Annotated in this window: 25 protein-coding genes, 1 riboswitch and 1 other annotated feature; of the genes, 2 read left to right on the plus strand and 23 right to left on the minus strand. The window is 30.5% G+C overall.

Annotation, left to right across the window (positions count from 1 at the left end):
* Positions 1 to 29: 29 nt before the first annotated feature.
* On the minus strand, positions 30 to 806 hold the full coding sequence (locus PTZ02_RS16360; protein WP_274228854.1) for a hypothetical protein: 777 nt from the start codon (positions 804 to 806) through the stop codon (positions 30 to 32).
* A gap of 140 nt (positions 807 to 946) precedes the next feature.
* Positions 947 to 1,151 (plus strand) — a binding site (T-box leader).
* Positions 1,152 to 1,209: 58 nt separating this feature from the next.
* Here PTZ02_RS16360 and thrS point away from each other — a divergent pair.
* Positions 1,210 to 3,147, plus strand: coding sequence for a threonine--tRNA ligase (gene thrS / locus PTZ02_RS16365; protein ID WP_274228855.1), 1,938 nt, complete (start codon positions 1,210 to 1,212; stop codon positions 3,145 to 3,147).
* Between the two features lie 41 nt (positions 3,148 to 3,188).
* On the opposite strand, the gene PTZ02_RS16370 is transcribed toward thrS, so the two are convergent.
* The 21 genes from PTZ02_RS16370 to PTZ02_RS16470 form a co-directional block, all read right to left on the minus strand.
* Complete coding sequence (locus tag PTZ02_RS16370; protein WP_274228856.1) at positions 3,189 to 4,400, minus strand: homoserine dehydrogenase; 1,212 nt, start codon at positions 4,398 to 4,400, stop codon at positions 3,189 to 3,191.
* Positions 4,401 to 4,455: 55 nt separating this feature from the next.
* Entirely contained in the window at positions 4,456 to 5,733 is a 1,278-nt protein-coding gene (locus tag PTZ02_RS16375) for an O-acetylhomoserine aminocarboxypropyltransferase/cysteine synthase family protein (RefSeq protein WP_274228857.1), read from the minus strand.
* 158 nt (positions 5,734 to 5,891) lie between these two features.
* Positions 5,892 to 6,027: riboswitch (SAM riboswitch) on the minus strand.
* Positions 6,028 to 6,118: 91 nt separating this feature from the next.
* Positions 6,119 to 6,685 carry a 5-formyltetrahydrofolate cyclo-ligase gene (locus PTZ02_RS16380; protein WP_274228858.1) on the minus strand — a complete coding sequence of 189 codons (567 nt, stop codon included), beginning with the start codon at positions 6,683 to 6,685 and terminating at the stop codon, positions 6,119 to 6,121.
* Positions 6,686 to 6,719: 34 nt separating this feature from the next.
* Positions 6,720 to 7,394: an ABC transporter ATP-binding protein gene (locus tag PTZ02_RS16385; RefSeq protein ID WP_274228859.1), complete on the minus strand. Its 675-nt coding sequence runs from the start codon at positions 7,392 to 7,394 to the stop codon at positions 6,720 to 6,722.
* Complete coding sequence (locus tag PTZ02_RS16390) at positions 7,394 to 8,146, minus strand: ABC transporter permease (protein ID WP_274228860.1); 753 nt, start codon at positions 8,144 to 8,146, stop codon at positions 7,394 to 7,396. Before PTZ02_RS16390 ends, PTZ02_RS16385 begins: the two co-directional genes overlap by 1 nt.
* Positions 8,121 to 9,101 (minus strand): ABC transporter substrate-binding protein, encoded by a 981-nt coding sequence (locus tag PTZ02_RS16395; protein WP_274228861.1) that lies wholly within the window; start codon positions 9,099 to 9,101, stop codon positions 8,121 to 8,123. Before PTZ02_RS16395 ends, PTZ02_RS16390 begins: the two co-directional genes overlap by 26 nt.
* Before the next feature lie 206 nt (positions 9,102 to 9,307).
* Positions 9,308 to 9,496 carry an EscE/YscE/SsaE family type III secretion system needle protein co-chaperone gene (locus PTZ02_RS16400; protein ID WP_274228862.1) on the minus strand — a complete coding sequence of 63 codons (189 nt, stop codon included), beginning with the start codon at positions 9,494 to 9,496 and terminating at the stop codon, positions 9,308 to 9,310.
* A gap of 142 nt (positions 9,497 to 9,638) precedes the next feature.
* A complete protein-coding gene (locus PTZ02_RS16405) occupies positions 9,639 to 9,908 on the minus strand; it encodes a hypothetical protein (RefSeq protein ID WP_274228863.1) in 270 nt (89 codons plus the stop codon).
* A gap of 82 nt (positions 9,909 to 9,990) precedes the next feature.
* On the minus strand, positions 9,991 to 10,863 hold the full coding sequence (locus PTZ02_RS16410) for an SDR family oxidoreductase (RefSeq protein WP_274228864.1): 873 nt from the start codon (positions 10,861 to 10,863) through the stop codon (positions 9,991 to 9,993).
* Positions 10,864 to 11,020: 157 nt separating this feature from the next.
* Complete coding sequence (locus PTZ02_RS16415; RefSeq protein ID WP_274228865.1) at positions 11,021 to 11,260, minus strand: SHOCT domain-containing protein; 240 nt, start codon at positions 11,258 to 11,260, stop codon at positions 11,021 to 11,023.
* 89 nt (positions 11,261 to 11,349) lie between these two features.
* The gene (locus PTZ02_RS16420) at positions 11,350 to 12,219 is read right to left on the minus strand and encodes a Cof-type HAD-IIB family hydrolase (RefSeq protein WP_274228866.1); all 870 of its coding nucleotides are present in this window, start codon (positions 12,217 to 12,219) and stop codon (positions 11,350 to 11,352) included.
* A 204-nt stretch (positions 12,220 to 12,423) separates the two neighbouring features.
* Positions 12,424 to 14,559 carry a sodium-translocating pyrophosphatase gene (locus PTZ02_RS16425; RefSeq protein ID WP_274228867.1) on the minus strand — a complete coding sequence of 712 codons (2,136 nt, stop codon included), beginning with the start codon at positions 14,557 to 14,559 and terminating at the stop codon, positions 12,424 to 12,426.
* A gap of 345 nt (positions 14,560 to 14,904) precedes the next feature.
* Entirely contained in the window at positions 14,905 to 16,179 is a 1,275-nt protein-coding gene (hemL, locus tag PTZ02_RS16430; RefSeq protein WP_274228868.1) for a glutamate-1-semialdehyde 2,1-aminomutase, read from the minus strand.
* Between the two features lie 341 nt (positions 16,180 to 16,520).
* Positions 16,521 to 17,456 carry a DUF4097 family beta strand repeat-containing protein gene (locus PTZ02_RS16435; RefSeq protein WP_274228869.1) on the minus strand — a complete coding sequence of 312 codons (936 nt, stop codon included), beginning with the start codon at positions 17,454 to 17,456 and terminating at the stop codon, positions 16,521 to 16,523.
* A 4-nt stretch (positions 17,457 to 17,460) separates the two neighbouring features.
* Entirely contained in the window at positions 17,461 to 18,117 is a 657-nt protein-coding gene (locus PTZ02_RS16440) for a permease prefix domain 1-containing protein (RefSeq protein WP_274228870.1), read from the minus strand.
* Positions 18,110 to 18,451 (minus strand): PadR family transcriptional regulator, encoded by a 342-nt coding sequence (locus PTZ02_RS16445; RefSeq protein ID WP_274228871.1) that lies wholly within the window; start codon positions 18,449 to 18,451, stop codon positions 18,110 to 18,112. The genes PTZ02_RS16440 and PTZ02_RS16445 overlap by 8 nt, the downstream gene beginning before the upstream one ends.
* A gap of 171 nt (positions 18,452 to 18,622) precedes the next feature.
* On the minus strand, positions 18,623 to 19,210 hold the full coding sequence (locus tag PTZ02_RS16450; protein WP_274228872.1) for a hydrolase: 588 nt from the start codon (positions 19,208 to 19,210) through the stop codon (positions 18,623 to 18,625).
* A gap of 13 nt (positions 19,211 to 19,223) precedes the next feature.
* On the minus strand, positions 19,224 to 20,438 hold the full coding sequence (locus PTZ02_RS16455; protein WP_274228873.1) for a multidrug efflux MFS transporter: 1,215 nt from the start codon (positions 20,436 to 20,438) through the stop codon (positions 19,224 to 19,226).
* 98 nt (positions 20,439 to 20,536) lie between these two features.
* On the minus strand, positions 20,537 to 21,367 hold the full coding sequence (locus tag PTZ02_RS16460; protein ID WP_274228874.1) for an AraC family transcriptional regulator: 831 nt from the start codon (positions 21,365 to 21,367) through the stop codon (positions 20,537 to 20,539).
* A 92-nt stretch (positions 21,368 to 21,459) separates the two neighbouring features.
* On the minus strand, positions 21,460 to 23,007 hold the full coding sequence (locus tag PTZ02_RS16465) for a DUF4179 domain-containing protein (protein ID WP_274228875.1): 1,548 nt from the start codon (positions 23,005 to 23,007) through the stop codon (positions 21,460 to 21,462).
* A gap of 1 nt (position 23,008) precedes the next feature.
* Positions 23,009 to 23,572, minus strand: a complete 564-nt coding sequence (locus tag PTZ02_RS16470; protein ID WP_274228876.1) for a sigma-70 family RNA polymerase sigma factor — start codon at positions 23,570 to 23,572, stop codon at positions 23,009 to 23,011.
* A gap of 282 nt (positions 23,573 to 23,854) precedes the next feature.
* Between PTZ02_RS16470 and PTZ02_RS16475 the strand changes: the two genes are divergently transcribed.
* The gene (locus tag PTZ02_RS16475) at positions 23,855 to 24,196 is read left to right on the plus strand and encodes a hypothetical protein (RefSeq protein ID WP_274228877.1); all 342 of its coding nucleotides are present in this window, start codon (positions 23,855 to 23,857) and stop codon (positions 24,194 to 24,196) included.
* A gap of 102 nt (positions 24,197 to 24,298) precedes the next feature.
* On the opposite strand, the gene PTZ02_RS16480 is transcribed toward PTZ02_RS16475, so the two are convergent.
* Positions 24,299 to 25,285 (minus strand): ketoacyl-ACP synthase III, encoded by a 987-nt coding sequence (locus PTZ02_RS16480; protein WP_274228878.1) that lies wholly within the window; start codon positions 25,283 to 25,285, stop codon positions 24,299 to 24,301.
* Positions 25,286 to 25,407 lie beyond the last annotated feature (122 nt).

Raw genomic sequence — 25,407 nt, forward strand, 5'->3', positions numbered from 1 at the left:
CTAGTAATTTATAAATTCTATATTACTAGTTATTTTAATTCAATTGATTTAATTCCACTCCGCTCTTCTATCTTCTTCATGTATTTATAATCATCTTGAGATGTTATGTTATAAAGTATATTTTTGCTACTCCATTTCTCACCGTCCTTAAATACAATTATAAACCTATGCCCATCCCAAGCGAATTTTTCAATTATATATGCTACATCATCATACTTATAATTTTTCTGTATTAATGTATTGTATTCATTTAACTGTATTCTATCGTTTCCAAATTCGGAAAAATAAGAAAATCCAAATACAACATATATGAAAAATATACAAATTAAAAATCTACACACAATCTTATAAACAACATTTTTATATATGTTTTTTAAAATCATGCTCTTTATAGATAGACAACCTTTCCGTGCAAAAATATAAATTACCAGTTCTTCATATTCTCCTAATAAAATAACTTTGAATATTTTTTTAGCTAAAAGCACTGAAGAAGGCACCGATACAGCAACAGATGGCAAAATCCAATATTCACTTCTCACACTATAAATGATGTCCGCTGCTAAAAATAGCTTACTGCTAACTATTTGAAAACCAACAAATACTATGAAACTGTTTATTACGATTAGTACCATCATAAGAACTTTAAGCATAAGATACCTACTCTTATAATTTTCCTCTAATTCCTCATAACCATAGTTTTTCTTAAACTCTGGTAATTCTAATACAACAGTTCGTCTATAATATACAAGTAGAGCAAAAAATAATGCTGATATTATTAATGCTAATGACCATCTTAAAAAGAGCATTTAGTATCCTCCAAGCATTCTATGTTCTATTATATGAGTACTTAAACAAAAGAGTACATTTTCTAATCATTAAAAATCTTTTACTTCTCCCTTCTATTGACAGATATATTTTTTATAATTATAATGATAAAAAACAATTAATTAACACGTTGAAGAGAAGAGTAAGCTTTATAATATTTTCAGAGAGAAAATACAATTGGTGTGAGTATTTTTAAATTGACTTTAGCTGAAGACCACCTCTGAGTGACTCTAATAAAGTCCGTAAAATCACGTTACGATTATTCTAAAGCGGCTATTTTTTAGCAATTTGGGTGGAACCACGGGAATTATACTCTCGTCCCTTTTATTTATCAGGGATGGGAGTTTTTTTATTTTTATACAATTTTTGAAAGGAGATTTTATTATGGTTAAGATTACACTAAAAGATGGATCCTTAAAAGAGTTTCAAGAGGGTCTTTCAGTTTATGAAATTGCAAAATCTATAAGTGAAGGTTTAGCAAGAGTTGCATGTTGTGGAATCGTCAATGGAAATGTTGTTGACCTACGTCATGAAATTAATTCAGATTGCGAGCTTTCTATTTGCACATTTGATTCTCAAGAAGGAAAGGCTGCTTTTAGACACACAACATCACACATTTTAGCTCAAGCAGTTAAAAGACTGTATCCTGATGTTAAACTTGCTATAGGTCCTTCAATTGAAAATGGATTCTATTATGATTTTGATAAAGAAAATAATTTCTCTCAAGATGATTTAGATAAAATTGAAAAAGAAATGAGTAAAATAGTAAAAGAAGACTTACAAATTGAGAGATTCGAGCTTCCTAGAGCAGAAGCCTTGAAATTGATGGAAGAAAAAAACGAACCATATAAGGTAGAACTAATAAATGATTTACCAGAAGATTCTATAATTTCTTTCTACAAACAAGGTGAATTTGTAGATTTATGTGCTGGCCCACATTTAATGTCTACTAAGACAATAAAGGCTATAAAAATTCTAAGATCTGCTGGTGCTTACTGGAGAGGCGATGAAAAAAACAAGATGCTTTCTAGAGTATATGGAACATCTTTCACTAAGAAGTCTGATTTAGATGCACATCTTGAAGCACTTGAAGAAGCTAAGAGAAGAGACCATAACAAACTTGGTAGAGAACTTGGTTTATTTACTACTAATGAAAGAGTTGGTCAAGGACTTCCATTATTAATGCCTAAAGGTGCTAAGATAGTTCAAATACTTCAAAGATGGATTGAAGATGAAGAAGAAAAAAGAGGTTATGTATTAACTAAAACACCTCTAATGGCTAAGAGTGACCTTTATAAAGTTTCAGGACACTGGGATCACTACAAAGATGGCATGTTTGTACTTGGTGATGAAGAGAATGATGATGAAGTCTTCGCTTTAAGACCAATGACTTGTCCTTTCCAATATACTATTTACAATGCTGAACAACACAGTTATAGAGACCTTCCTATTAGATATGCTGAAACTTCTACTCTATTTAGAAACGAAGCTTCAGGTGAAATGCATGGTCTAATAAGAGTAAGACAATTCACTTTAGCTGATGGACACTTGATAGTTAGACCTGATCAATTAGAAGAAGAATTTAAAGGTGTTGTAGACTTAATAAAATATGTTATGACTACTTTAGGTATCCAAGATGATATCACTTATAGATTTTCTAAGTGGGATCCAAACAACAAAGAAAAATATATTGATAACCCAACTGCTTGGGAAGAAACTCAAAATATAATGAGAGAGATTCTTAATCATCTTCAAATAGACTATACTGAAGCTGATGACGAAGCTGCTTTCTATGGACCAAAGCTTGATATTCAATTCAAGAACGTTCATGGTAAAGAAGACACTATCATAACTGTACAAATTGACTTTGCTCTAGCAGAAAGATTTGGAATGACTTATGTAGATAAGGATGGAAACAAAAAACTTCCATTTATAATTCACAGAAGTTCAATTGGTTGTTATGAAAGAACTTTAGCTATGTTAATTGAAAAATATGCTGGAGCTCTACCAACTTGGTTATCACCAGTTCAAGCTAAAATACTTCCTATCTCTGATAAATATAACGATTATGCTAATGAAGTAGTTAAAAGTCTAAGAGATAAAGGTATAAGAGTTGAAGCTGATTATAGAGCTGAAAAGATAGGTTATAAAATAAGAGAAGCTAGACTTGAAAGAGCTCCATATATACTAATTGTTGGAGAAAAAGAAGAAGCTAATAAAGAAGTTTCTGTTAGAAGTAGAAAAAATGGAGAAGAGGGTGCTATTTCTTTAGAAGAGTTCAAGGCTAGAATTGTTAAAGAAGTAGAAGAAAAGAGTATTTAATTCCACTATTATAAAAGAAGAGACACAGGTCTCTTCTTTTTTTATGATACTTTTGGAAGTCTGCTATATGAATTTATTTTTCCTTCTTTAATTAATGCATTTAACAGTTTAATAATTTCTATTTCACTTTCTATTTCTAAGTAGAATGCAATTTCATCTTTTTTTTCACCAACTAATTGAGCTTTACTGAACTTGTCTCTAACAGCCTTTATTGCACTCCTCTTATCATTTGTATTCATTCTTATAAGTAGGGATGACTTATCATATATCGTTTCCTTTATAATCACTTCTTCCACATATTTAGTTGGAAGTTCTCCTCTTCCCTTTATTATATCTAAAATATCACTATATACAGCTGATGCAGTAGGTAACATACCTGCACCTTTTCCAATAAAGCTTACATCCCCAACTGCATCTCCATGAAATATAACTCCATTTACTTCATAATTTATTTGTGAGAATAAACTATCCCCATCAATTAGTGCTGGTTCAACTGATGCATATACTTCGTCCTTAACTTTTCTACTGACTGCAATTAGTTTTATCTGATATCCGAGTTCCTTGGCATATATAAAATCCTGCCTTTCCAAGTTTGTTATTCCTTTGGTATTTATATCTTTCCAAGAGATCTTTTTCTTGTAGGCTAAGGTTGATAATATTGCTAATTTTCTAGCTGCATCATATCCCAGAACATCTGACTCTGGATTTGCTTCTGCAAAGCCTTGCTTTTGAGCCTCTCTTAATGCTTTACTATAGCAAAGATTTTCCCTACTCATTTTAGTTAATATAAAATTTGTAGTTCCATTCAGTATACCTGTTATGCTTTTTATTTCATTTCCCTCCAAGGATTCAAGCAAAGGCTTAAGTAAAGGAATACCCCCTCCTACTGAAGCTTCGAATTTTAGATTAACACCCTTTTTTCTTGCAAGGTCAATTAGCTTTCCCCCATACTCTGCTATCAAATCCTTATTTGCCGTTACAACATTTCGCCCTAAGCTTAAAGCCCTTTTCACAAAGTCATATGCTGGATTTATTCCACCCATCACCTCAACAACTATGTCTGTATCTTTGCTAAAAAATTCTTCTATATCCGTTGTTAGTATTTCACTAAATTTTTTATTTTTATGCTTTTCAAAACTTCTCACTAAAATAGACACTACTTCTATATTCTCTAACTTGTCTTTATTATTTTCTAATAATTCAATTAATCCTGTTCCTACCACTCCATATCCTAATAAAGATATCCTAACCATTATAATATAGCCCCTCCGTACAATTACTTGTCTACAATATTAAATTTTATAGTAATTATAGTAAATTTAATGCCTGCTCAAAATCTCTTATTAAATCCTCTGTATCTTCAATACCAACAGAGATTCTCAAAAGATCTGGACTTACTCCACTTGCCTTTTGCTCCTCCTCTGAAAGCTGAGCATGAGTTGTACTTGCTGGGTGTAAAATATAAGTTCTTGCATCACCTAAATTAACAACTAGGGTCGCAATTTCTAAGTTTTTAATAAGCTTCTTCCCTTCTTCTACCCCTCCTTTAATACCAAACGTAAGTACTCCACTTGCTCCACCCTTAAGGTATTTTTGAGCTCTTTCATATTGAGAATTTCCTTCTAAGTATGGATAGTTAACCCAAGAAACCTTTGGATGCTGAGATAGAAATTCAGCTAACTTTAATGCATTTAACGAATGTCTTTCCATTCTTAAGTGTAAAGTCTCTAGTCCTAAATTAGTTAAAAATGCATTAAATGGACTAGGTGCCGCCCCTAAATCTCTTAATAAAGTTACTCTTGCCTTAACTGCATATGCAGCTTTTCCAAAAGCCTCAATATATTTTATACCATGATAACTTGAATCAGGCTCTGTGAATTCCGGAAACTTTCCATTTGCCCAATCAAAATTTCCTCCATCTACAATTATTCCCCCAACTGCAACAGCGTGCCCGTCTGAATATTTAGTTGTAGAGTGAACAACTATATTAGCTCCAAACTCAAATGGATTGCACAAATATGGAGATGGTACTGTATTATCTACAATTAATGGCACCCCAATTTTTTTTGCTACCCTAGAAAACTTATCTAAATCTAATATATTCAAGCCTGGATTCCCTATTATTTCTCCATATATAGCTTTTGTATTTTCTTTAGCTAAGGCTAGTATTTCCTCTTCACTTGCTTCAGGATCTACAAATGTTACATCAATACCAAATTTTCTTAAGTTAATATTGAATAAATTAAATGTTCCCCCATAAAGAGCAGATGTTGATATAATATGATCCCCTGCTTTAGCTATATTGGCTATTGCATAAAATATAGCTGCTTGACCTGAGGAGGTTGCTACAGCTGCAACGCCTCCTTGCAGTGCTGCATACTTTTCTTCGTAGGCAGCTATAGTTGGATTACTTATTCTTGTATAAAGATGTCCTTCTGCTTCTAATCCAAATAATTTTGCAACATGATCTGGATCTCCTTGTTGGTAACTAGTACTTTGAAATATTGGTAAAACCCTTGGTTCACCTGGATTTGGCTTATACCCTCCTTGTACTGCGATTGTTCCCAAGCTAAAATTTTTACTCATTAAAAAAAGCCCCCTTTTTATTATAAGGTGGCCTCTTACCAAACATAAACAGCTATCATCATTACTGCTGCTTATCTTATAGTAAAAAAAGCTATTTCTACTATAAGATAAGTAGAAATAGCTAATAAAGCATAATTATATACGCAAAATTACTCTTTCTCTTATCTATCAGGATAACCAGAATTTAACTAAGAAAATTTCTGTACCTGCAGGATTTAGCACAATTCTAACTTAATGAATGTTAGCTGTTGCTAGGTTTCATAGGGCCAGTCCCTCCACCATTCTTGATAAAAGACCATCGATTATTTAATTAATTATATTATAATGGTAAAAAAATAAAATGCAACTATTTTTTTGAAAAATATTGCATTTCTATATTAAATATTTATAGAGTTTTACAATCAATTATTTCATTCTCTGTAATAATATAATTCACCTTAATATCAAAGCTTTCTTGTGGTAATTCTTCTAAGACTTGAAGCGAAAATGCGAGTACTACTTTAGGAATCTTTAGATCCGTTTTTTCCAAAAACTTATCATAATATCCTCCTCCATATCCTACCCTTTCTCCACTTCTTGTAAATGCTACCCCTGGCATTATTATCAAATCTAACTTTTCATTTAGTTCCTCATTAGATTCTGGTTCTAATATCCCCCAAAATCCAGGTTTTAGTTCACCTATAGATTTAATTCTAATTACCTTCATTTCTTTATTTTTGTTATCAATCTTAGGAACATAAACTCTTTTATTTTTTTCTAAAGCATCTTTGATTAAATTCATTGTTTCAACTTCGTTCCCAAAACCTACAAAAATAAAAATGCTGTTTGATAGATTATACAAATCAAAATTCATTAAAAGTTCTTTAATTTTCACATCATATATTTTTTTTATGCCTGCATCAATTAAATCTCTTTTTTTAATTATATTTTCTCTAATTAATTTTTTCTCCATAACTCAATCCTCATTTTTACGATATTACAGTTTATTAGTCCATTTCAACTATTTCTAGTATTTCTTTTTTAGATATGTTACTATTCACTTTTCTTTTAATTTTAGTTGGTTTATCTGTTAATATATATATTTCGTCTCCAAGCTCTAAACATTCATCTATGTCATGAGTTACAAAAATCACTGTCTTTTTTTCTTCATTTTGTATTGTCTTAAAATCTTTTATAAGTTTATTTTTATTCTTTACATCTATAGTTTTAAATGGCTCATCCATGATAATTATTTCTCCACCGTAAGATAGAGCTCTTGCAAGACTAACTCTTTGTTTCATTCCGCCACTTAGCTCATTAGGATAGAAATTTAAATATTTATCTATACCCATCATTGAAGTGTACTTATATATTAATTCTTTTCTCTCTTCTATTTTATACTTCTTTTTAAGAACAATTTCTATATTATCCTTAGTTTTAAGCCAAGGTATTAATCTATCTTCTTGAAAAACGAAACTTATTTCTTTTTCATCAAAACCAACTACATTTCCCTGGTAATCCTTATCTATCCCTGAAATTATATTTAACAACGTACTTTTCCCACAGCCAGAAGGTCCTAATATACATGTTATCTTCTCTTCTTGAAACTTTATAGAAATATCATCTAGGACACGTAAATCACCAAACTCTTTTATCACGTTTTCCAAATAAAAATCACTCATTAATTAAAAGTCCTCCATCTTTTAGTCATTAGTTTAATTATAGATTCTATAAATAAAACAAAAATAACTAAAATTACTATCCAACTAAAAACTCCTGCAGTATTTAACTGCATTTTTTCCATTTGAATACTTGTTCCTACTCCATAGTTAGGTTGTCCTAGCACTTCACCACCTATAACCATCTTTAAACACAATCCTATCACTGATGAAAGCACCCCAAAAACACTTTTAGCCATACTTGGAATGTAAATATATCTAATACTATCAGTTATTCCTACCTTATACACCTTTGTCATAGAAATTACGCTTTTATCTATACCAACAATCCCTTGAATAACTGCTTCATAGATAACTGGAAATACAACGATTGAAGCAAGTAAAATGGGTGCTTTTTCATTTGTAAGCCAAATTAGAGCAAGTACAATTATTGCCATAGTAGGGACAGTCTCTAAAAGTGCCATGGTAGGTTGTAACATCTCAAGTATTTTCTTATTTAAGGCTGCAATTATTCCTACTATTGAAGCAAAAATTAAAGAAATTACAAATCCCAATATACACCTTTGTAATGTTGCCATTAATGTATAAGCAAATGATTTATCACTAACTATAATCTCTAATGAATCTAGAGTTTCTCTTGGAGAAGGCAATATAATTGCATTGCTTAATATATCGCTAACAATCCACCATACTAATATTAGTAATGCAGTTCCAATTAGCATATATTTTTTATTTTTTATAATATGCATTATCATCTGGTATTTTTTCTCCTATTGTCTTTGGTGCATTTTCCATTAGCACCTTAAAATAAATATTATAATCTTTCTTTAAATCCTCTGCATCTGCAAATTTAATGTTTGCTCTTTTTAATGCTTGAGATAAGTCTTCCTTTTTAACACCAATTCCTAGTTCCTCAACATAATCTCCTAATTCCTTTGGATTTGTATTAGTCCACTCACAGCTTTCTCTGTATAAATCAATAAATTTATCTACTGAAGTTTTATAATCCTTTGCTACTTGATTTTTTATTATTAAAGAACTTTGAGGATATCCATTTTCAGAGGAATTTAACTTTTTCCATTCTTCATTTAAATCAAGTAATATTTTAGTATCTGATTTTTTCTTTAATATTGTTGAAAGCATTGGTTCTGGTACTACTGCAGTCTTAACTTTTCCTGATATAAAATTTGGAGCAAGTTCGGTAGAACCGTTAAGATAATTAAACTTCACATCACTATCTGCATTAATTCCTTTTTCTTTTAAAATATATCTTAATACTATATCTGGAGTAAGTCCTTTACCTATTGTTGTTAACTCTTTACCCCTTAAATCTGAAATATTGTTGATATTGTCATCTGTAATTGCAAAGAATGAACCCCAAGTTCCACCTGCTGCAATTTTATAGCCCAGCTTTTTGTTATAAGCTTGGGCTGCCAAGTTAGATGGAACTATCGCAATATCTGCATCTTCAGATAATATTTTTGAAGTTAAACTATCTGTTGTTTTTTCTATAGTAAATTGAATATTAACATTTTTATCAAGAGTCTTTGTTTCCTTCAAAAGTTTACTCATAGATAAAGCTGGAATTCCATCTGGAACTACCACCTTTAAGGTAACTTGCTCTTTACTTATCTCATTCTTTTTTCCACAAGCTACAAAAGTTGTTGTAGCAACTAATACACTTAATGCAATTAAAATAGCCTTTTTCATCTTTTGTCCTCCTAAAATCAAGACACATAATTCTAATTTATATAAAGTTGTAATTTTTGTACCAAGTTCATTATATCATACTTTTATGAAATATACTGGTAATTAAGTAACTTGTAAACAGAGAAACTTTACTTTACCATATTGATTTAATTATTATAAATTAAAAGAGCATCCTCATTTTTTGAGATGCTCTTCATTATCTACGCTTATGATTCTTTATATGTATTTATTGTATCTTGAGCTTTAGTTAAAGCTCCATCAACTGCATTAAATGTATCTTGTATTTTTGTTCTATTCTCTGGTTTTTCTACACTTTGTAATGCATCTTGTAAACAAGTTCTAGCACTTTGTAAGTCTTTTAAAGAAGATTGAATGTGTTCTTTTGCATTCTTCATTTTTTATCCCTCCGTAAAATAATAATTATGTTGTTAATACAATATTATTATTCTCAAAGAGATGTTAATAATACTATGCAATAATTAGTTATTCTTATATAAAATGAAGGTGTGAAATTTCTTCACACCTTCTAAAGTATCACTATTTACCTGCTAATTTCCCATTTGGACCCTTGGCCTTCTTAATAAAATATATAGCAGCTTTTATTACTCCAATTGCTATAAGTAAAATTCCTGCTCCAGCAGCAACAGATAAAGAATCTTTATTCATACCTTTTCCGCCGTAATATACAATAATACCCAAACATATCCATAGAAGAGCTGGCGCTTTAGTTTTTGAATTATCGGGTTTCTCTTCTTTTACTACCTCTTCATTAGCACGTTCTTTTTTTGTTCTACTTTTTTTACCCATGTTTTACCCCCATCTAATAGACATAATCTTCATCAAGATTATTATATCATAGCAAATTAGAAGTAAATATGAGTTTTAAAAATTATTTTTTTAGTATAAGACTATAGTCTTTCAAACATTGATTTATACCCTCAATAGTGGATGAAAAAATTAATCCATGTTCTTTTGCTTTCCTTGTATCTAATCTAACATCTCTTGGTGAATCTTTATACTTTTCTACATCTTCTACTAATACTTCATCTATTCTATTTTCTAAACCCATTTCCTTTAATATATGCTTAACTACTTCATATCTGCTTAGATTATTTTCACTTCCCAAGTGGTAAGTACCATAAGGAATCTTAAATAACTTATTAATATTCTCTAACATTTCATCAACATAAGTCATACCTCTAAATTCTCTTGGGGAAGCATATATTTTATCCCCTTTTAATAAGCTTGTTACAGTTTCCCAAATTATATTAGATGCCATATTTCTTTTTTTATCTGGCATTCCCATAAGCCAAGTAAATCTTACAATCCATAATTCATCTAGAATCTCTTTTAGTAGCCCTTCTGCTTCAAGCTTATTTTGCCCATATACAGTATCCGGAATTGCTTTATGCTCTTCGCTATATGGACCTGCTTCTGGATTTCCATTAAATACTTGTTCTGAACTTATAAATACTAATTTTGCTCCAACTTCTTTACACGCTTTTCCTACATTTATAGCTCCTTCAACATTTATCTTATGAGCTTTTTCAGGATGTTTATTACAAAAATCTGTAACTGCAATAGCAGCAGCATGTATTACATAATTTGGTCTTTCTTTCTTAAATAATTCAAATACTTTCTCTTCGTCTGTTATATCTAATTCATCTATATCTGGAGATAAAATATTGTATTGATCTTTAAACCTTTCAGCAAATCTACTTGCAAAGAATCCTGTTCCTCCAGTTAATAAAATCTTTTCCATTGTATCCCTCCATTTTATTATCATTTATTATTGTTTATTATTGTTTAATATTATTTTATTACGAATTCTCTTCTTTTTCAATACTATTTTTAAAATAAAAATAGATTTTAGATAAAATTATCTTTATCTAAAACCTACTCAATTACTCATACTTATTTTATTTTTTTCTTATAAGTTCTGATTTTCTAAGATATTCTTCCTCAGATATTTCACCTTTAGCTAGTCTTTCCTTAAGTATATTAAGAGAACTCTCCTCTGTATCCTTTATAAAATTATTTTTATTGATCATTCTAATAACAAAATAAATAGCCAATGCAACGAGTATCAAACATATTATCATGAAAATCCATCCCATATGAAATCCACCCATTATAATTCTTCCATCATATCGCCCCATTATTTTCACCGTCCTTTATATTAATTGTATATATAATTATAATAAACCGATATGAAAATATTATGAATTATTATCTTATAAGTTCTTCTCTATTTTGTACTATTTAATATAAACTTATCTATAACTTGTGCAACTCCATGTTCATCATTTGATACTGTTACGAAATTTGCTTGTTCTTTTAGTTCATCTATGGCATTCCCCATCGCTACTCCTAGTCCAGCAGCCTTTATCATTCCTAAATCATTTAGATTATCTCCTATTGCAATAATTTCTTTAGGATTCACACCAAGCTTTTCTCCTAATTGTTCAAGTGCTGACCCCTTGTCCACACTTTTGTGCACAAACTCTAAATTATTTTTATATGATGAAGTGATGCTTATATCCTCTATTTTACCAATCTTCTCTTTAATTATATCAAGTTTTTCTGCACTAGAAGACTTTACTTCCATTTTACATACCTTCAAGTTATTAACTTTTATGTAGTCTATTATATCTTCTACAATAAGACTATTACCATAAGTATGCTTTTTCATATCCTCTACTATTTTAGCTATTTCATCCTTATCACTAGAATATTGCTCTGCCAGATTTATAAAGTCTTTTTGGTGATTTCCTAAAGGCTTACATAATGTTTCATTGCTAGTATATATTTGATATAATATGTCTTCCTCTTCAAAAATTTTTATTGCTTCGCATACACTATCAAATTCTATATAATTTTCACAAATCATATTAAAATTTTCATTATATATTTGGGCACCATTTAATGCTACTGCATAACAATTAAAATTATGTTCTTGAACAAATGGCTTTATTAGTTTATATGGTCTTCCAGAAACTATTCCAAAATGAACGCCTTTTTCCTGTGCCTTTTTTACTGCTTTTATGTTTTCTTCAGATAATTCATGCTCTGAATTAAGAAAAGTACCATCCATATCAGTTAAAATTAATTTATACATTCCAATTCCCCTTTTTCTTCAATTAAGTATATACTAATTATAAATTAAAATTGCTTTTTTGATTTTCTTAATATGAAAAGATTGTAAAAAAATCATAAAAACTATAGATTTTCTAAAGAGTAAAAGGATTGAAATAACTCATAGACTTTTAAAAAATCATAAAGTGAGTTTACTTCAATCCTTTAATCATTCCCCTAAGAAATCTTAACTAAATAAAGCTACGAAAACTAATGTTATTGTACTAATTAGCTTAATTAATACATGAAGTGATGGACCTGCTGTATCCTTAAATGGATCTCCCACTGTATCTCCTACAACACTTGCTTTATGAGCCTCCGACTTCTTTCCTCCAAAACTTCCTAATTCTATATATTTCTTTGCATTATCCCACGCACCACCTGCATTATTTAAAAACAATGCCATTACCACACCTGCTATGGTGCTTATCATTAAGAAGCCACCTGCTGCTTCTTTTCCAAGTAAAACACCCACTAGTACTGGAGTTGTTATTACTAGTATTCCTGGAAGGACCATTTCCTTAAGAGCTCCTTTTGTAACTATATCAACACAACTAGCATAATCAGGTTTAGATTTACCTTCCATAATTCCAGGAATCTCTTTAAATTGCCTTCTTACCTCTACTATAATGTATTGAGCTGCTCTTCCAACTGCTCTAATAGCTGTTGAGCTAAATAGAAATACTAACATAACTCCTATAAAACCAGCTATAAATACTTCTGGTTTACCAATATCAATTGAATACCATGATTCTAATGGTTGTCCTAATATGCTTTTCACTTGATCTAAATAGGCTGAGAATAGTAAAAAGGTAGCTAATGCAGCTGATCCTACAGCATAACCTTTAGTTAATGCCTTTGTAGTGTTACCACAAGCATCTAATCTATCTGTTACTAGTCTTACCTCTTCTGAAGCTCCTGACATTTCTGCAATACCTCCAGCATTATCAGTTATAGGTCCAAAGGTATCCATTGCAAGAATAAATGCACAGGTTGATAACATCCCCATTGTTGCAATAGCAGTTCCATACAATCCAGCATTAGGAATATTACCAAGAGCTGCATTGCCAAGTTTATAAGAAATAAAAATAGCAATGGATATAAATATTACAGGCAATGCTGTTGATTCCATCCCCATAGATATACCAGTTATAATATTTGTAGCTGGACCAGTTTCACAGGATTTTGCTATTTCTTTTACTGGTCTATTATTTACTGATGTATAGTAGTTAGTCAATAGAACAAATGCATAGCCTAAAATTATTCCTGTTACTGCACATCCATAAAGCATCCAAGTGTTAACCTCACTTCCATCTGGAAGAGTTCCAGTTAACATATATTTTACGTTAAAGATTAGGAATATAAGAACTATTATAGTGGTTATTCCATAACCTTTATTAAGTTCCTTCATTGGATCTTCATCCTCATTCTTAACTTTTACAAAAGCTATTCCCACTATGGACGCAATTATCCCTAATGCACGTGCTACAAGAGGAAACAATATTCCCTTAACTCCAAATATAGGATATAGCGCTACCCCTAGTATCATAGCTCCAACATTTTCTGCGGCTGTTGATTCAAATAAATCTGCACCTCTGCCTGCGCAGTCACCAACATTATCTCCAACTAAATCTGCTATAACAGCTGGATTTCTTGGATCATCTTCTGGAATTCCAGCTTCAACCTTACCTACTAAATCTGCTCCTACGTCAGCAGCCTTTGTATAAATTCCTCCACCTAATTGTGCAAATAACGCAACTAATGAAGCTCCAAATCCAAAACCAACTATGAGTGATGGAGCCTCTTTTATTAGAGTATCATTACCTGATGCTCCTCCAAATAATAAAAATAGTGTTGAAACTCCAAATAACGATAAGGTAGTTACAGCTAGTCCAGTAATTGCACCACCTCTAAATGCTATTTGTAGAGCTTTATTTAACCCTTTCCTTGCACCCTCTGCTGTTCTTACATTACAATTAACAGTCATATACATGCCTATATAGCCAGATATAGCTGAACATAATGCACCCATAACAAATGCTACTCCAGTATGCCATGCTATGCTGGTAGCATCACTGCTTCCCTTTGATAAATTAGCAAAGTAATTGGCTCCTGTAATTATAATAAGAACTATTATAGCTATTATAGCAATAGTTTTATATTGTCTCTTTAAAAAAGCCATTGCTCCTTCTTTAATAGCATTAGATATCTCTTGCATTTTAGGGTTTCCTTTTTCTTGGCTAAAAATGTACTTAGACAGAAAAATAATGGCTAGTACTGCAATTAGTGTTACCCCATAAATTATGCCGAAATAGATAGTCATGTTTAACATCCCCTTTAAATAAGATTACTTCTTTGAAGTTATTTTTATAAATACAAAAAGATACTTCATTCTAGCTCTCAAAGCAACCTTACGCAGAGGAAATGTGGAGGAGGTGTTCAAAAGACATGATGAAATATATTTATGTATTTTTTATTTATAAGATTTTAACCTGGAAGTTAAAACCCTATATACTAATTTATTATTAAAATATTAAAATATTAATAAATTAACAAAAGATGAACCCAATAGTTAATACACCTACTTTTTACGTAGGCTAATTCACTATAGATTCATCTTCATTCGTACTTAAATATACTTCATTAGTTGTTTTATACTAACTTATTTTTATCCCTCAAAACTCTTAAATGCTTCTATAAATTTATCTATATCTTCACTTGAATGCTTTGCTGAAAGAAATAATGCTTCAAACTGTGAAGGTGGCATATTTATACCTTTTTTTATCATGTGAATAAAATATCTTTTAAATCTATCATTATCACAATTCTTAACATCAGCATAACTCTCTACAGTTTCTTGCTCAGTAAAGAATATAGTAAACATTCCTCCAGCTCTATTTATAACTACTGGTATTTTATTTTCTTTAGATGCTTCTTTTATACCCTGCTCTAATCTATCTCCGATTTCTTCAATATGCTTATATATCATCGGATTTTCATATAATTTCTTTAAAGTTGTTAATCCTGCGGCCATTACTATTGGATTACCAGACATAGTTCCAGCTTGATAAACTGGGCCAATTGGAGATAACATTTGCATTATTTCTTTTTTGCCGCCATAGGCACCAGAAGGAAGTCCCCCTCCCATTATTTTTGCATAAGTAACAAGATCCGGTTTGATATCAAAAAGACTTTGCGCACCTTTATATGCTACCCTAAATCCACTCATTACCTCATCAAAAATCAGCAAAGCCCCATGTTTATCACAAAGAACTCTTAATTCTCTCAAAAATTCTTCTTTTGCTACAATTACTCCCATATTGCCAGCAACAGGCTCTATAATAACTGCGGCTATATTATCCCCTTGTTCCTCAAAAATCTTTCTTATACTTTCGATATTGTTATATTCTGCAACCAATGTATTTTCTACAGTTTCGTTTGGTATTCCAGCACTCCCTGCTATTCCTGCAGTTAAAACTCCTGATCCAGCTTCAACTAAAAAACCTTCAAAATGACCATGATAACAACCTGAAAATTTCAAAATTTTATTTTTTCTTGTATATCCTCTTGCTAGTTTTACAGCACTCATGGTAGCCTCAGTACCTGAGTTAACCATTCTTATCATTTCAACATTATCAACTGTCTCACATATAAATTTTGATAACTCTAATTCAAGTCTTGTTGGCGCACCAAATGCTATTGCATTGCAAGCTGTTTTGGAAATAGCCTCTACTACATCTTCATCGCAATGACCTAAGATAAGTGGACCCCATGCTAAAACAAAATCTATAAATTCATTGCCTTCTTCATCATATATGCGTACACCTTTACCTTGCTTTATAATTGGTGGATTCATATCAAACCCATTATAAGCTCTTACTGGGCTATTTACTCCACCAGGCATATATCTTTTAGATGCTTCAAATATTTCGTTATTATTCATAATCTTTAGTGAATCAGATTTCTAAAAGGTTTTAAGTTCAACTAATAACTTATTCATGCCTGAAAATGTCCAGAAACCTACATTTTCAAACAAGTATAAGTTAAGTTTCCTATAAAAAACCTATATAATCCACTCACTAAATTCACCGCCTTCCTAAAATATAAGTCACAATATTTCTTAGCCATATGCCTCTCATTAATTACCATAATAATTATATCACTTGTAAATTTATTAATACCACCTTTTCTTATATTGTTATTTTAACTTTAAGTAGCATTATTTTAGTTTTTCAAAAAGATAACCTCAAAATACTTAAATTTTGAGGTTATTTACAAAAACTATTAATCAATCGAAATATTTATATCACCTGAGGAAGTATCTACTTTTAATTGTTTGTAAGGATCACTTCCTACCTTTGCCGTTGCCTGATTTCTTTTTTTATTACTATAACTTAAATCAAAGTTTGATTTTATATCTCCAGAAGTACATTTCCCCTCAAAAGAGAAACTCATTTCCTTTGGCATATTGACCTTAACATCTCCTGAGGTTGCTGTAATATCAGACTTATCATTTATATCTTTATAACCTACTTTAATGTCCCCAGATGAGGCTTCAATATTTCCAGAACCTGAAAGGGAAGATATTCTTATATCACCTGATGAAACATTTATATCATAGCTTTTTCCTATAAGACTATTGACATCAATATCACCTGATGAAGCCTCTAAATCTACTTTATCAGCCTTTATTTCACTATTGCATTTAAACTCTCCTGAACTTTGACTAAAGGATACTTCTTTAAGATTTATATCATCATTTACTATTATATCTCCAGAAGAAGATTCTACTGAAAGATTGCCACTGTACTTCTTAGGAACATAAACTTCTACTTCGGATCCAAAATTTCCAAAACCAAATATAAAAAATTTAAGATGATTTCCTCCTTTTTTTATATTTATAGTATCTCCATTTTTCTCCATTGTGAATTTTTCTTCTTCCTTCAAAGTTCCATAAGCTTTTTGAACAACTTTTATATCATCCTCATCAGTAGTATAAATTGATATATCGTCACTTGAAAAATCTACATTTACTTTTTTAGCATCTTGCAGAGACATTTCTTTTGTTTGTTGAACTTTTCTATCACCACTATGGAATACGATCATTCTGTAAAAGTTACCCTTTCCTCCAGCAACTATTCCAAATATAAGTGCCCCTGTAAGTGTTATAGCAATTATTCCCCATATAATTATGCTTATTACTTTTAATTTCTTCTCCATATTATCACTCCTTTAATTGAAAACTTAGAGTGATAATTCTTTCTATTGCAGCTCCTACAATAAATATAATCCAAGAGAACGCCCATGCATTAAAAACAAAACTTATTAGTAAATATATTGCTACTATCAAAGTCCAAACTATTGACTTTATTGACTGCATAACTCCATTTTTCTTTCTATTAGTTGATTTCCATTCTTTAAACTCTTCAACCATTGTATTATCTTCTTTAATATATTTAGGCTTTGACATTGCATTATAGATTATTAGTCCAGTTGCTACAGCATCTATAGTAAGCATTAAAGATACAGATATAGCATCATTTATTCCCAAAAGCTCATTACATATTAGAAGAACAACTACACTCATAATATATAGTCCTACAGAAACAGATATTATAAGCGCAGACTTTTGTCTTTCCTTCCTCATTTCTTCATAATTAAAAACATCATTTTGCTTTAAACCTCTTATCAATTCCTCTACATCGCCAACACCAGACATAGCAGAATTTATAGCTTCATTTTCACTCTTTCCTTGCTCAATTAAATCATTATATCTGTCTATTAAGTTAGCTAAAACTTCTTCTTTTAATTCATATGCTCTATTTGTTCTAGGGGCATCTTGAAAGAGTTCCTCCACCCTTTCTCTTAATTTTTCATACATTTTTCTTACCTCCATTAATCAAACTATCAATTAATTGCTTGGATTCATTCCAATCCGTACGATTTTGTTCTAACGCTGCTAACCCTAATTTAGTTATGGAATAGTATCTTCTTCTCGCTCCAGTTGTTTGGTCTCCCCAATATGAAGTTATTAATGATGACTGTTCCAACCTTCTGAATGCTGAATAAAGAGTTGCCTCTTTTAATTCATATTTATTATTTGTTTTCTCTTGAATAGACTTATTTATTTCATAACCATAGCTGTCTTTTTCCTCTAAATGAGCTAATATAATACTTTCTGTATGTCCTCTTATTATATCTGAAGTAATAGACATACCCTCACCTCTTTATCTAAAATTTTACTTTTGTTACTTTTTATTCTGTACTTATATCATAACTACATATACCTCGCCTGTCAAGGTATATTTGAAATAAAAGTATATAATTTTCAAAAAAAATAAATAGCCTACACATTCTACTGTATAGGCTATCTACAAACGCTTCGTTTATTTAACTAAATTTATAATTTCTCTTGTATTTCTGACCTTCCCTATTCTTGGAAAGATATATTTACATACATAATCATGCTCTTCTTTACTTATAGCTGTCATTGCATCTTCGGCAAAGACTTGATTATATCCTCTTTGGAATGCTTCTCTTGCAGTAGTATCTACTCCTATTCCAGTTGATATACCGCACAATACGATTGTATCTATTCCTCTTCTCCTTAATTGCAAATCAAGATCTGTTCCGTAAAACGCTCCCCATTGTCTTTTGGTAACTAAATACGTATCATTAATATCTGCTAACTCTGGGACAATCATATCCCACCCTTCACTGTGCTTAACTGCACTTCCTTGCATATCTGTTTTGGGCTTTAACATGTCCTTCCCATCTAAAGTTGAAACTCTTACTAGTACTACAAATCCATCCCTCTCTTTAAATGCTTTTGCTAACTTTACTGCATTACTAACAACAATTCCCCCGGTATGTGGTTTAAGTTCTCTATTTGTAATTCCATTTTGAAGATCTATTACAACCAATGCTGTTGATTTTAGATTAATAAATTCATTTTCAGCTTTATCTTTTTCCACTTTTTACGTCCCCCTATACTGCTTGGCTTTTTATAACTGATTTTGTCTCAAACCTTTTAAATACTTTCTTATATACCCACAATGCATTTATTAATAGTAGAGTACTCGTAACAAAGAATACATATTTAATTCCCATTAGTGAAGCTACCTGCCCTCCTAATATAGATCCGCAAAATACTCCTAAATATTGAGCTGACATATTAAATCCAAATACTCTTCCTGTTATGAAATCTGGTGTTATTTTTTTTACGAATGCATTAATAGATGGATTTAAACCTGCTGTAGCTAAACCTAAAATAAATCTTAATGCCATAAGCTGCCATGGACTCTTAACGAATGCTTGTGGTATAAATACTACACCTGCAACTATAAGGGCTATTAACATTACTTTTTGAGATCCGATTTTATCTGAAAGTTTACCAAGCCTTGGTGCTGCTAAAACACTAGCTAACCCAGATGCAGAAAATGTTGCTCCTGAGATTAATGCAACATGAGCAGAATTTCTAGATAACTGCGTAACGTATACTGTTACTATTGGCTCTATTGAATAGAGAGCTAATTGAAGTATAAATGAAGTTATAAACATTGTTATAATTAAACTGCTATTTGGAATACTTGCCCACACTTCTTTCATAGTAAGTGTTTTTTCTTTAGAGGGGGTGAAATCTTCTTTTACAAAAAATAGTGTTGTAATAAAAGCTATCATCATTAATCCTCCAGTTATATAAAACACCCATTGAGTTCCAAGTATTTCTTCCACATATCCTCCTAGCATCGGCCCAAGTAATGAACCTGAAACAGATGCCGTAGAAAGAGTTCCCAGTGCCCATCCTGCATGTTTTTTATCAGTTTGGGTTGCTATTAAAGTAGTACATGCGGTGCTATACCCAGTGATTACCCCTTGCAGTAATCTTAAGCCTATCAATTCATATACATTGTGTACAAAACCCATACTAAATATTACAATTGACATTCCAAGACTCGCACGTAGTAACATTGGTTTTCTTCCGTACTTATCTGCTGCCTTTCCCCATATTGGTGAAAAAATAGCTGATATTATAAATGTAACTCCAAATGCAATCCCAGATAATTGTTCTATAAATTCTACATTATTAATACCTAGATGTTTTATGTATATCGGCAATACTGGTGCTATCTGACTCATGCCTATTGCAGTTGCAAACATACCTACCCAACAAACAACTAAATTTTTTCTCCAAAGATTCATATAATATAATCCTTTCTATGTATAGTTCTTCAAATCATTGATGTGATGATTATATTATAATTATAAGATCACTACCCCTGATATCTCCATGCATTATATTAGACTCCATGGACATTTTTGCTATAAAATTCTGATGGACTTATTCCTTCTATTCTTTTAAAAATTCTGCTAAAGTAGAATTCATCTTTAAAACCTAAAACTTCTGCCACTTCCTTAACTTTTTTATCCCCATCTATAATAAGCTCTTTAGCCTTATCGATCTTCATCTTATTAAAAAATTCTATTATAGAATAACCTGTAATTTCTTTAAAGGATCTTGATAAATATGTAGGCGACAGTTTAACTAATTCTGATAATTCATTAAGTGTTACCTTTCTTTTTATGTTTTCATTTAGATAAGAAATTATATTATTAACTTTTAAAGCAGTAGAATAATTAGATTTCTTTCTCTTTATATTTTTTAATATTTCATATAATAACTCTTGCAATATTGTCTTTGATGCAAATTCATATCCCAATAATTTTTCATCCCAAAGACTAGTTAATTTTCTAAATAAAATATCTATAGTATAATAATCCATTAATTTTTCCATTGAATTTAGAGGGAGTAACTCATCACTCCCCTTAGTTACCCAAGCATCTTCTGAATAACTTAGTTCTACATAGTTGAAATGAACAGATAAAAAGCACATTGGCAATTTCTCATCTACCTCTATAGTGTGTGTCATGCTAGGATTAAAATAAAACAACATCCCCTTTTCAATTCTATATCTTTTATCCTCTATAGAAATATAACCTTTTCCACCATTCACTAGCAAAAGCTCATGATGATTGATTCTTCTAGTTAGCTTTTTCGAGAAATCTTTTTTCTCATCCACAAATCTATGGTTACAATAATGTATATTGAAATATAAATTATTTAACTTCATATAATTCACCTCTTTATTAAATACCTTTATTATATAAAAAAATACATATAATCTGAATATATTTATATCCAAACTATATGTATTAAATAAAACTAATTGAGATTTATTTTAATTGAATCCTTTAAATCCACCTCATAGAAACTATCATATTTAGGTACTGCAAGATATGCATCATCAGAAATTATCCCTTTAAAAGTATAATTATTTCCACTAACTGAATAATTTTTTAATCCTCTATCTGGTTTCTTAAATTCTTCTGGATCTCTTTTAACTTCAGATAATTCAAACTCCTTTTTCTTATCAGTTAAATTATTAATCAAGTATCCATATCTCTCTTTATCTTTCACCACGAAAATATTATTTCTATGAATTATATCTAAGCCTTTAAATGAAATATTTATCTTTGTATACTTATCACTTTTATGAATTGAATTAATTACAATAGCACTACCTTTTCCTTGAGGTATTTCTTTACCTATCTTTAAGTCTCCTATCTTAATCCACTCATAATCATTTATATCATAATTAATTATATCCTTCTTTTGAAGTATTGGAACTATGGTTATTGAGCTCGGAATTTCCTTTGGAGCTGTGAATCTAGTATATCTTTTATATACATCTTTTCCATTACTATTCTCTTCATGTAAAACTCTCTCTACTTCTGGGAACAACTCTTCTCCCTTATCTGTTACAAATACATAATTATATAATAGGCTTGTTGATTTTTCTCCCATTATTTTATCCTTCCACTTTCCTTTTTCCGTTACCATTGTATTTTCAATCGTAGTTCCAAATGGAGAAATAATAATCTTATCTAAATTCAATTTCATATTGTCTTGTATTTTTAATGTCCCTGCATTATCTATTCTTGTCGTTTTTGCTATAAGTTGATCCTTTGAAGCACTAAACTTAAAACTCCAATTTCCTTGTGTCTTCCCTATACTATCTATATTAAATTCTATATTTACTTTTTTATCTATTTGATAATTAGATAAATCCCATCTAGCTAGTCCAACATATTCCCCATATTCCTGTAAAGCATCTTCCGATGTTCCTCCTAATTTATTGGGTATTTCTCCAGTAGATATTAGTTCATCATCATAAATTTTATAATCTTTATTAACATTTTCTTTTTCTAGCAACTTTTGATTTCCGTTTATCTGTACTCCATTGATTGTCAATGTTGCTTTATCTATCACATTAGATGCGTCAAAGCTCTTATTACTTTTAAGTTTGTAGTTTAGATATAAATAATTCCCATCATATACTGCAGAATTAAGTGTAATAGCAATTCCTTTATCTTCTGACTCTATGTTAAGATTTTCTTTATATTTTGAGTACTCAGGATTAATGAAAGTTGAATTTTCTTCTAAGAAATTAAGAACCGTCCCTACCACTGGCATACTCTTTGCTAAAGCTGGATTTTCAATCATAAAAATCGAACCTATTACCATTGCAAGCCCAACAGCAACTGGTATTTTCCCCAACTTAAGTTCTCTTTTAAATTTAAAATTATCTTCTGATTTTCTGAAATTCCTAATTAATCTTTTCTTCGTCATATCTGATATATTTGCATCAATTGCTTCGTATTTCTCCACATCCATATCTACTTCATTAAAAAATTCATATAAATCATTCATTTTAAATAACCTCCACATAAGAATCTTTTAATTTCCTTCTTAAAACCTTCATACTTCTACTTAGATGTGTATTTACATTTCCTCTAGTAAGTCCTAATTCATTTGCTATCTCTTCCACTGACATCTCTCTAAAATATTTTTTCAAAAATATATTTTTGTCTAATTCGCTTAATTTATTTATGTGAGTTAGTATTTCATCCTTAAATTCCTTCAAAATCAATCGTTCTTCTACATACTCATTCCCTACTATATTTAAATCATCAATATTATCTAACAATCTTAATCTTGCTTTTTTTCTACTATAATCAATAGACTTATGCCTTGCTATAGCACAAATCCAATTTTTGAATTTCTGTTCATCGCCAAAAAACTTATCTATATTTCTCCATATGGATAAAAAAATATCATTTAAACATTCCTCAATATAGTCACCATCTCCATAACTACCAAGCACAGAGTAAACTACTTTATTAAGTAAGTTACTGTATTTCTCTATTGCCAAGTCCATTGCCTTAGAATTTTTTCTTCTTAGTTCTTCTACAATATCTTCACTCTTAAGCTTCATACAATCCTCCCATAAATAAAATTCAAAACTTCTTTTATAAATTTTTTCATTATATATATTAGAACGATATAAATATCCTTATAATTACATATTTATTATTATTTTTTATTATTTTAGTAACCACAAAGTCACAAAATACTATGTTAAATCAATACTATATTTATATTAAATATTTTATCTAAATTTATATATATATTTGTAATATTATGAAAATTATTGTAAAATATTTAATGTAGGGACAAACCTACTATTAATATTTATTAAGTAAAGGGGAATGAATCAATGAGTAACAAATTTAATTTCAAAGCTGACAGCTCAAGCAAAACTTTATTTATTAATGTAAGAGGATCATTTACAGAGGAAGACGGCAAGGCTTATATAGCAGAATATCTTAATCAAGTAAAAGCTATAGATGCAAAATCATATAAGCTATTTCTTGATTGCACAGAATTAAATGTAACTTCTCAAGATTTAGCTGCTATGCTTCAAGGCTGCTTCGAAATGTATAAAAATGATGGTTTTAGCAGTGTTCAAGCAAAAATCGTTAATAATGCAGTTTTAAAAATGCAACTTAATAGACTTGCTAAAAACGTTGGACTATCAAACTTCGAAGTCGTTTCTTAGTTTAAAACTCAGTACATAACTTTTTATAATAAAGCCTTTTATGCCAAAAAACTCACAATGCCTCTTACTTATTTCAAAGGCATTGTGAGTTTTTTGGTTAAACTAGTATTTAAGCATTATAGCACAGGTTGTCCAATTAGTTCCCACAGACCATAAACAAACATTATCCCCTCTCTGTATAGTTCCACTTTTAATTCCTTCATACAAAGCTATAAAAGGACTGCTTGTACCAGTGTATCCATATTTATTTCCAATGTATATATATTTACTCAGGTCTTCCCCCATTGCCTGCGAACAAGATGTTATTATCGGAAATGCAAATTGTGAGAAGCAATATGCTTTTATATCTTCTATCTTCATATTATGTCTATCTAATAACTTGTGTACACTTTCATTCGCAAACTCTCCTATGAAACTTCCATCAAAAGGAGTCCAATGTAATTGTCTATCGTAAACTGAGCTATCATATATTTTAGACAATCCGCAAGCAGGGAATTTTACTAAATCCCACTCTTCTGAATTAGTCTTGTATACACTATCAATAAAACCTGACTCTTCATCAGTTTTTTCTATAACCATAGCACATGCTCCATCTCCAAAAACAGGGTATGTCATCTCATCATCTTTTCTGCAGTGTATGGATGTATAATCGGCTCCTATTATTAAAGCTCTCTTTGTATGTTTATTATTTTGCAAATATCTTGCTGCATTATCGAAAGCCACAAGCATTCCAACACAGTTAGTATTACTATCTGTGCACATAGCCTCATCTTTTCCTTCTATATACTTATGAACTATAAGTGCTTGAGTTGGGAATGAATATTCTGGCATCTGGCTAGAAAAAATGATGCAATCTATATCTTTCCCTATAATTCCAGCTGACCTCAATGCCTTTTTTGCTGCTTCAATCCCCATAGTTAGGGTATTTTCCTTATCATTTTCAATTAAATACCTCTTTTCCTTACCAAAAGCCTTCAACATTCCAGCTATATCTTTGTCATATTTTTTGAAATGTTCTATAAAGAACTCATTTCCTACAACATTCTCTGGATGATAAACTTCTATAGATTTAATTTTTACATTATTCATAATGCACCTCCATTTTTTTAGTTGCGTAATATTATTATATTAAAATTTTAATTAAAAATCCATATATAACCAGATAATTTGTAATATTTTCTTATATAAAACAAAATCCCCCATACCTTACA

It is taken from the genome of Clostridium sp. 'White wine YQ' (assembly GCF_028728205.1).
Taxonomy (GTDB): domain Bacteria; phylum Bacillota; class Clostridia; order Clostridiales; family Clostridiaceae; genus Clostridium_T.

Coding starts and splice junctions, on each gene's coding strand:
- PTZ02_RS16465 (WP_274228875.1), bottom strand. CDS start 23,007: ATGAATGATTTATATGAATTTTTTAATGAAGTAGATATGGATGTGGAG.
- PTZ02_RS16420 (WP_274228866.1), bottom strand. CDS start 12,219: ATGTATAAATTAATTTTAACTGATATGGATGGTACTTTTCTTAATTCA.
- PTZ02_RS16470 (WP_274228876.1), bottom strand. CDS start 23,572: ATGAAGCTTAAGAGTGAAGATATTGTAGAAGAACTAAGAAGAAAAAAT.
- PTZ02_RS16390 (WP_274228860.1), bottom strand. CDS start 8,146: ATGATAATGCATATTATAAAAAATAAAAAATATATGCTAATTGGAACT.
- PTZ02_RS16375 (WP_274228857.1), bottom strand. CDS start 5,733: ATGAGTAAAAATTTTAGCTTGGGAACAATCGCAGTACAAGGAGGGTAT.
- thrS (WP_274228855.1), top strand. CDS start 1,210: ATGGTTAAGATTACACTAAAAGATGGATCCTTAAAAGAGTTTCAAGAG.
- PTZ02_RS16360 (WP_274228854.1), bottom strand. CDS start 806: ATGCTCTTTTTAAGATGGTCATTAGCATTAATAATATCAGCATTATTT.
- PTZ02_RS16480 (WP_274228878.1), bottom strand. CDS start 25,285: ATGAATAATGTAAAAATTAAATCTATAGAAGTTTATCATCCAGAGAAT.
- PTZ02_RS16410 (WP_274228864.1), bottom strand. CDS start 10,863: ATGGAAAAGATTTTATTAACTGGAGGAACAGGATTCTTTGCAAGTAGA.
- PTZ02_RS16400 (WP_274228862.1), bottom strand. CDS start 9,496: ATGAAGAATGCAAAAGAACACATTCAATCTTCTTTAAAAGACTTACAA.
- PTZ02_RS16455 (WP_274228873.1), bottom strand. CDS start 20,438: ATGAATCTTTGGAGAAAAAATTTAGTTGTTTGTTGGGTAGGTATGTTT.
- PTZ02_RS16385 (WP_274228859.1), bottom strand. CDS start 7,394: ATGAGTGATTTTTATTTGGAAAACGTGATAAAAGAGTTTGGTGATTTA.
- PTZ02_RS16415 (WP_274228865.1), bottom strand. CDS start 11,260: ATGGGGCGATATGATGGAAGAATTATAATGGGTGGATTTCATATGGGA.
- PTZ02_RS16445 (WP_274228871.1), bottom strand. CDS start 18,451: ATGTCTATTACTTCAGATATAATAAGAGGACATACAGAAAGTATTATA.
- PTZ02_RS16440 (WP_274228870.1), bottom strand. CDS start 18,117: ATGTATGAAAAATTAAGAGAAAGGGTGGAGGAACTCTTTCAAGATGCC.
- PTZ02_RS16460 (WP_274228874.1), bottom strand. CDS start 21,367: ATGAAGTTAAATAATTTATATTTCAATATACATTATTGTAACCATAGA.
- PTZ02_RS16425 (WP_274228867.1), bottom strand. CDS start 14,559: ATGACTATCTATTTCGGCATAATTTATGGGGTAACACTAATTGCAGTA.
- PTZ02_RS16435 (WP_274228869.1), bottom strand. CDS start 17,456: ATGGAGAAGAAATTAAAAGTAATAAGCATAATTATATGGGGAATAATT.
- PTZ02_RS16380 (WP_274228858.1), bottom strand. CDS start 6,685: ATGGAGAAAAAATTAATTAGAGAAAATATAATTAAAAAAAGAGATTTA.
- PTZ02_RS16475 (WP_274228877.1), top strand. CDS start 23,855: ATGAGTAACAAATTTAATTTCAAAGCTGACAGCTCAAGCAAAACTTTA.
- hemL (WP_274228868.1), bottom strand. CDS start 16,179: ATGAATAATAACGAAATATTTGAAGCATCTAAAAGATATATGCCTGGT.
- PTZ02_RS16395 (WP_274228861.1), bottom strand. CDS start 9,101: ATGAAAAAGGCTATTTTAATTGCATTAAGTGTATTAGTTGCTACAACA.
- PTZ02_RS16405 (WP_274228863.1), bottom strand. CDS start 9,908: ATGGGTAAAAAAAGTAGAACAAAAAAAGAACGTGCTAATGAAGAGGTA.
- PTZ02_RS16370 (WP_274228856.1), bottom strand. CDS start 4,400: ATGGTTAGGATATCTTTATTAGGATATGGAGTGGTAGGAACAGGATTA.